Here is a 5,820-nt window from a genome sequence, read left to right as displayed (position 1 = left end):
AAAATTGATGTCTTTATTGATGATGATAGAAATAACAAAATTGAAGATGTCAAAACTAAATGTCGTCAAATGAAATATACCAAAGGACTTGATGTTGTCTTTATTGATTACCTTCATTTATTGAAAGATGACCAAATTTTTAATACCTATCAAGCAATAGCAATAATTTCAAGAGAACTTAAAAAACTAGCAAGTGAACTTAATATGCCAATCATAGCTTTAAGTCAAATGAATCGAGCAGTAAGAATTCGAGAAGTAAAAGCACCTCAATTAACAGATTTAAGAGATTCAGGGACAATCGAGCAAGATGCAGATGTAGTGATGTTGTTGCATCGTGAAAGTTATTACCAAAAACCCGATAATAATCCACATACTAACTTAATTATTGCCAAAAACCGTAGTGGACAATTAGGTGAATGTGATTTTTATTTTTATAAACAAATCCAAAAATTTGTAGAAAAAAAACAAATAGGAGAATAAAATGATTAATTTTACACTAATTATTGCAATGATTTTAAATATTCTAATTTTAATTCTTGCAATAAATATGCTTTTTTACGCATTAACTTCATATTATTTTAATCAAGGATACAACACAGCTTTAGAAGATTATCAACTAAAATTTCCTAATCAATTAAAAAGAAAGGGGAAGAATAAATAAAATGGAATATCTCACTAATTTTTATTTTAATAATATTAACATTTTTAATCACAATTCTTTATGTGTTAAGATTGCTAAAAAAATCTGTTTCCCTAATCTCTTTAATTTAAATTTCAATGAATATATGCAAACCTCGCATTCTAACTTAAACCACTTTTTAATTGATAACCAACACAATTCCCAAAGTCAAAAACGAATCCGCGGAATAATCAATGAACACCTCATTTTACTTTATTTTTATCACAAAGGTATCACACATCTATACCCCCAATCATACCTTTTCTTTATCCCAGATATTAAATTTGATTTAGTTTTATTTACCCAAAAGAAAAGAATCATCGCCTTCAACTTCAAAAATTGCCTCCGCGAACGTTATAACCAATCAATAGTAGAGGCCCAACAACTCAAAAAACTAGATACTCGTTTTGAATTTTATTTATTAACTAATGATGTAATTGAATCTGCAAGATTAAATCACAAAATCAAAAACGGTAAAGTTCAACATATTAACCAAGTTATTAACTGTTTTTCAGAAGAATCAAATATCTTCATGAAAACCTTATTAAAAAATCAATTTATTTCTTTTTCCCCAATTAATTTAATTAAAAAAATGGTTAATTCTAATGAAAAATCAATTAATTAGTTTCGAAGGTTTAGATGGTAGTGGAAAAACAACTTTAATTTCTAAACTTAAACATCATCTACAATCAACTAACAATTTGGTTAAAACTATCCAAAGTTTAGGAGATTCATGTGTTGGCAATACAATTAGAGATTTATTTTTACATCATTCAAAAATTACCTTAAAAACAAAATATTTGTTAAGTTTAGCCAATATGATTCAAATCCAAGAAGAACTCATCACCCCATCTTTATTACAAGGTTATATTATCTTAATCGACCGTTGGTTTGATTCTACTTATACTTACCAAAGTAAAGCAAATTACATTGATTACGATGATAAAATAACTACCAATATAATTAATCATTTTCTAATTAAACCTAATATAACTTTTTATCTAGACATCAATCCTAAAACCGCATTAAATCGTAAATCAAATCAATCAAATCATAAATTAGATTTAATCGAACAAAAACCAATTTCATATTTTGAAAATGTTCGCCAATATTATTAAATAAATATCAATATTGTACTAATTCAAATTGTAAACATTCAAAATGTCATCATTTTTTAATTGATGCCAACAACTCTCAAAAAATAACATTACAACAAATCATACAAATATTAAATATTAAAAAAATAGGAAAATAAAAAAATGAAAAATAATAAAAAATACAATAAACAAGGTAAATTAACCAAAATAACCGCAAAAACCCTAAATTCAATCACAACCACCACATACAACTCCGACAACAAAACAATCGACTACATTACCGAATACAACCCAAATACTTTCAACCGAATCAAACACACCCAATACAACCTCGACGACGACGGCACAATCGACTACATCACCGAATTCGACCCAACAACTGGAAAACGAATCAAATCCACCACATACAACCCCGACGGCACAATTTACTGCATCGACGAATTCGACAAAGATACTGGTCGAATAATCAAAATAAATGACACTAAACCAACAATTAATAAATATTTAACAAAAATTAAAGAAACAATTAAAAACCCATTAACTAAAAAAGGAGAATAAAAAATCATATGAGCGACGCCATGACCGAAATCTACCGCGGCATTTACTTCCAAGACCGTAGTAAATTAAAACCAAAAGCTAAAACCAATAAAAATAAAAAGGAGAAAATTAAAAATGACTAAAAAAGAATTAATTAAAAAAATATCAGAAGTTAACAAAACTTCTATTAACAAAACAGAAGAATTTTATAATGCATTTGAATATGCCATAATCAAATCAATCACTTCCAATGAAGAAGTAATATTATCACCTAAATTAGGTAAATTCATCTTAAAAACCCGTAAAGCCCACATAGGACGCAATCCCAAAACAGGTAAAAAAATCAAAATACCTTCCAAAACAGTTGTTACTTTCAAATTATCTAAAACTATCAAAAATGAAGTCAAAGATTTAGTTCTTAAATAATAATTAAAATAAAAGGAGCGACGTATGTTTATATTGTCAATATTAGCATCTATTAGTATTTTTTTTATTCGTTATTCAAAAGGTTTTACAACTGCCGAAATCCTTGAACGAAGAATAGATGCCATAGAAACAACTTTTTTTACTTTGTTAATTATGACAGGATTCAAACCAATCTTTAAATTATTATCTAATATTATTATTTTTATCAAAAATGCATTCCTTGGCATCTTTTTCCCTCAAAAAAAACTAAGAAATTTAGAAATGGCAGCAGCCAAACAAGAACACAGAGAACAATTATTACTTGAAAAATTAGATAAAGTAAGAATCACAAACGAAAAATTACTATCTCACATCGAACAACAAAAACATAAAGTTGCCATTTGGCAATCGAAAAAAGAAAGAAAACAAAAATTAAAAAATCAAAGAAATACTTATGGAAAGGAAAACGAAGATGAATGAATTAAGTTTTGCAATTGGTTTTATCATTGGATCTTTATTTACAACTGCGTTGTTGTTTATTGTCAAGAAAATATTTTTCAATATCAACTATTATACTCAACCTCCAGAAATGAAAAAAACATTTAAAGAATTAAAAAAAGAAAATAATAAATCATTTTTAACAAACAATAAAACCCCAAAAAATTCAAATTTAATAATAACAAAAGGAGAAGAAAATAACCAAATTATAAAAACATAAAGTAGCAATTGGGTAATCGAAAAAACCGATAACCTCCAAATTCAAAAAAATAAAAAAAGGAAAACGAAAATGAAAATTATGAAAAAAAATAATTCAAAAAAAATAAATAAAATAGCGAAAGTTTGCATAACTATTAGTGTTTTAGTTATTATTGTAATCAGTTCTTTATTAATTTATGAATTTATTATTAAAGAAAAAACTAATAAAGAACAAATTTCTGTATGATAAGCTCCACGAAAATAGAACCAGTTAAGAACAACACTTTTTAAGAAAAAAAATAATTTTTTCTCAAAAAAACAAATTGTCTATTGATTACTTTTATTATAACTTAAAATAGATTTCTGTCAACAAGAAAAATATTTATAATTTATTTTAATAGTATTTAAAAACATAATCTAAATATAAGAGTATAATATAACTATATATATTATGGTTTTTTAGAGGATTGAGTGGTTTAGTCGCGCCAACCGCGGAGTTTCCGCCATTCTAGGTTAATATTTTTTATAATTTGTTTTTCGTATTTTTCTAAATTATCATAATTGTAAAAATTGCGACAGAAAATTCGATCTTTACGGACATAACAATTTTGATTATTTCTTTTCGGCATTTTTTTATTTACCATTATATTTGTCCTCCTTAGTTTAAGTTTTTATTGCCTATCCAATTGTGTATGTTTAATTAGGTAAAAGAAAAAGACCCTGGAAAGGGTCTTTAATGATTTATAATTTAATGTTTAATTCTGGAATTAATTTTTTATATTGATCTTGTAATTTAATAATTTTAATTATTATTTTTTCATAATTTTCTATATCAAGTTGTTCTTTATTAGATGAATTTATTTTTATAATTAATTGTTGTCTTTTATGTGATAAATCCCAAATTTTTTTATTTATGTCATTTAATATATTGTATATACCAAGTTGTTTATAAAGATTTAGTATTTGAACATCTAAAACTTTTAATTGTTTTTTTAAATTCATAGTATTTAGATCAAGTTTATTACAATGCGAAATTTTATTAGATAAATTTTTACTTTGAGAAAAAAGCTGATTAATTTTGTTTTTTATAGTAATTTCGTTGTGAATTAAATATTCTTCATTTAGAATATTATTTTGATTATTCATCGCCATTACTTGATGATTATTAAAAATAAATAGTATTCCTATAAAACAAATTAAATAAAGATAAATTATTTTAAATTGATTTTTTGATTTAAACATTAATTAAATCTCCTTTATTTTTATTATTCTAATTTGGTGTTATATTTTTGATTATATAAAGTGATATATCCTTTAACTAGGTTAAAGTGAAGATAGTATATTTTATCTGCAAATCCAATACTTTCATCTCTTTTGTTAGTAGGTATTTCAACTTCATCCATGAAAAAGTCTTTATCTTTTTCTAATAATCATTTAGGACCTTTATATTCGAATTTATAATAATACTCTGATAATTTATTAAAAAAATTAATTCGACCAAATTCTGAATCATTACCTTTGTGCTGTGGTTGAAAGGTTCCGAAATAATCAATATTTTCTCTATGTGATTCATGCAATTTGTCGAAAGGGTTTTTAGTGAACGGCGCTAAATCAGTAGGTACAGATTCAGGATGTTGGCGTTTATAAAGTCCAACTAGTCCATAGTGTTTGTAGGTTCTTTTAATCATTCATTTCCCTTCAGTGTTTTGATATGATTTATTATTTTCAGAAATACGATGTTTGTCGTTTCTAGTTTCAAACCATTCATCTTGTATTTCTGTTTTAGAATTAGGAATATTATAAACCTTATTTTTATTAGTTATATCATATTTGATATTTAAATATAAAAAACCACCTAACCCAATTTACAGTAACTCCAAAAATAACATAATAAGGAATCATCATCTGTTTTAAATTAACTTTTTTTATCCAATTTTTATTTTGTTGTCTTTGAGAAAAATAAATAAATAAAGGAATAACTCCAAATAAAACAACTAAAATACCAATAATAATTAATATCTTAAATAATTCCATTTATTATAACTTCCTTTTTTAAATATACTAACATTCTATCAAAAATAAAATAATAATGCAAAAAATATGCATTATGAAGTGCCTCAAAAAAATGGAACCAGTTAAGAACAACACTTTTTAAGAAAAAAAAATATAATTTTTTCTCAAAAATACAAATTGTTTATTGATTACTTTTATTATAACTTAAATTAAATTTATGTCAACATAAAAATATTTATAATTTATTTTAATAGTATTTTTTAATAGTATTTAAAGACATAATCTAAATATAAGAGTATAATATAAGTATATATATAATATAAGAAAGAAATAAAAAACTTTTGAATAGTTTTTATTTCTTTCTTATATATTACTTCATATATATTATACTCT

Annotated in this window: 13 protein-coding genes and 1 pseudogene; 9 read left to right on the top strand and 5 right to left on the bottom strand. The window is 24.3% G+C overall.

All coding sequences use genetic code 11. The annotated features are described in order from the left end of the window. The 9 genes and pseudogenes from J8J04_RS02885 to J8J04_RS02845 all read left to right on the top strand — a co-directional run. The coding region (locus tag J8J04_RS02885) for a DnaB-like helicase C-terminal domain-containing protein (RefSeq protein ID WP_212332170.1) at nucleotides 1-480 on the top strand (480 nt) is incomplete at its 5' end. Nucleotide 481: 1 nt separating this feature from the next. Further along, nucleotides 482-661, top strand: coding sequence for a hypothetical protein (locus J8J04_RS02880; protein WP_212332168.1), 180 nt, complete (start codon nucleotides 482-484; stop codon nucleotides 659-661). Between the two features lies 1 nt (nucleotide 662). Beyond that, nucleotides 663-1,304, top strand: a complete 642-nt coding sequence (locus J8J04_RS02875) for a hypothetical protein (RefSeq protein ID WP_212332166.1) — start codon at nucleotides 663-665, stop codon at nucleotides 1,302-1,304. Then, nucleotides 1,285-1,934, top strand: a pseudogene (tmk, locus tag J8J04_RS02870) (dTMP kinase). Before J8J04_RS02875 ends, tmk begins: the two are co-directional and overlap by 20 nt. Before the next feature lie 4 nt (nucleotides 1,935-1,938). After that, nucleotides 1,939-2,334 carry a DUF2963 domain-containing protein gene (locus tag J8J04_RS02865; RefSeq protein ID WP_212332107.1) on the top strand — a complete coding sequence of 132 codons (396 nt, stop codon included), beginning with the start codon at nucleotides 1,939-1,941 and terminating at the stop codon, nucleotides 2,332-2,334. 114 nt (nucleotides 2,335-2,448) lie between these two features. Further along, nucleotides 2,449-2,739, top strand: coding sequence for an HU family DNA-binding protein (locus tag J8J04_RS02860; RefSeq protein ID WP_212332104.1), 291 nt, complete (start codon nucleotides 2,449-2,451; stop codon nucleotides 2,737-2,739). A 24-nt stretch (nucleotides 2,740-2,763) separates the two neighbouring features. Beyond that, nucleotides 2,764-3,198 carry a hypothetical protein gene (locus tag J8J04_RS02855; protein WP_212332165.1) on the top strand — a complete coding sequence of 145 codons (435 nt, stop codon included), beginning with the start codon at nucleotides 2,764-2,766 and terminating at the stop codon, nucleotides 3,196-3,198. Further along, on the top strand, nucleotides 3,191-3,436 hold the full coding sequence (locus J8J04_RS02850; RefSeq protein ID WP_212332164.1) for a hypothetical protein: 246 nt from the start codon (nucleotides 3,191-3,193) through the stop codon (nucleotides 3,434-3,436). The genes J8J04_RS02855 and J8J04_RS02850 overlap by 8 nt, the downstream gene beginning before the upstream one ends. Before the next feature lie 69 nt (nucleotides 3,437-3,505). Further along, the gene (locus J8J04_RS02845) at nucleotides 3,506-3,661 is read left to right on the top strand and encodes a hypothetical protein (protein ID WP_212332163.1); all 156 of its coding nucleotides are present in this window, start codon (nucleotides 3,506-3,508) and stop codon (nucleotides 3,659-3,661) included. Nucleotides 3,662-3,890: 229 nt separating this feature from the next. Here the strand turns inward: J8J04_RS02845 and J8J04_RS02840 are convergent, their stop codons facing one another. The 5 genes from J8J04_RS02840 to J8J04_RS03325 all read right to left on the bottom strand — a co-directional run bounded on the left by J8J04_RS02840 (nucleotide 3,891) and on the right by J8J04_RS03325 (nucleotide 5,448). Beyond that, nucleotides 3,891-4,058 (bottom strand): hypothetical protein, encoded by a 168-nt coding sequence (locus tag J8J04_RS02840; RefSeq protein ID WP_212332162.1) that lies wholly within the window; start codon nucleotides 4,056-4,058, stop codon nucleotides 3,891-3,893. Between the two features lie 97 nt (nucleotides 4,059-4,155). Continuing rightward, nucleotides 4,156-4,656 (bottom strand): SVM family protein, encoded by a 501-nt coding sequence (locus J8J04_RS02835; RefSeq protein ID WP_212332161.1) that lies wholly within the window; start codon nucleotides 4,654-4,656, stop codon nucleotides 4,156-4,158. Nucleotides 4,657-4,679: 23 nt separating this feature from the next. Further along, a complete protein-coding gene (locus J8J04_RS03335) occupies nucleotides 4,680-4,817 on the bottom strand; it encodes a hypothetical protein (RefSeq protein ID WP_308705550.1) in 138 nt (45 codons plus the stop codon). Nucleotides 4,818-4,844: 27 nt separating this feature from the next. After that, a complete protein-coding gene (locus J8J04_RS03330; protein ID WP_308705549.1) occupies nucleotides 4,845-5,102 on the bottom strand; it encodes a hypothetical protein in 258 nt (85 codons plus the stop codon). Between the two features lie 136 nt (nucleotides 5,103-5,238). Beyond that, complete coding sequence (locus tag J8J04_RS03325) at nucleotides 5,239-5,448, bottom strand: hypothetical protein (RefSeq protein WP_308705548.1); 210 nt, start codon at nucleotides 5,446-5,448, stop codon at nucleotides 5,239-5,241. Nucleotides 5,449-5,820: the final 372 nt, after the last annotated feature.

It is taken from the genome of 'Fragaria x ananassa' phyllody phytoplasma (genome assembly GCF_018274325.1).
Taxonomy (GTDB): Bacteria; Bacillota_I; Bacilli_A; order Acholeplasmatales; family Acholeplasmataceae; genus Phytoplasma.
The sequence above is the reverse complement of the archived record's forward strand: the minus strand, read 5'-3'. Positions and strand labels throughout refer to the sequence as shown.